The sequence below is a fragment of the Cupriavidus sp. GW822-FHT03E04 genome, assembly GCF_058801495.1.
Map to the genome: position 1 here is coordinate 1 of NZ_JBXANI010000086.1, position 627 is coordinate 627.

Consider the following 627-nt stretch of genomic DNA (forward strand, 5'->3'; position numbering starts at 1 on the left):
GGACTCTCGGTCGGCCTTGGTCACGATCTCGGCAATCAGGCTCTTCTCGTCGTGCTCGTCTCCCAGATAGGCCATCAACTCCTGCAGCAGAGCGGGATCGGATGACAGCCACTGCAACGTAGGCGGCGGGATCAGGCGCTGGGCCAGAATGACGGGCAGCTTCTGATGCCGGGTGTAGTCCCGATTGGCCTGGAAGGCCACCCGGTACGTCTCGGCGCCGCCTTCGACCAGCGAGCCCGATAGCGGATGCCAGGGCCAGCTTCGATGTCCGGCGCGCGCCGTGATCTGCAGATCGGCCATCGGCTTGCCAATATCGTGGAGCAGCGCGCCGACGAAGACGCCGTAAGTCCACAGATGTTGCAGCTTGTGGATATCCTCGGGCGGTACGCCGCGCGGTAAGGTATAGCTGGTCCGGATGCCCAGGGCGTGGTTCAAGACCTCGAACAGGTGGATCAGCAGCCCACCTGGCTGGGCGTGGTGGTGACTCTCGGATGCCGGCAACATTTGGCACAGATCCGCGACAGCGTGCAGGAGCGGGGCGCAGTCGCGGGCAAAGCTGGCGGCGGTGAAGCCTGAGCGCTGGCGAATGGACTCCCAAAGGCCCTGCAGTTGCAGGCCGCCGATCAG

The 627-nt window shown here is 64.8% G+C and carries 1 protein-coding gene; it reads right to left on the bottom strand.

Annotated features, from left to right (window positions below; translation table 11 throughout):
* The coding region (gene mobH / locus AC1RQC_RS40430) for a MobH family relaxase (RefSeq protein WP_492886894.1) at window positions 1-627 on the bottom strand (627 nt) is incomplete at both ends.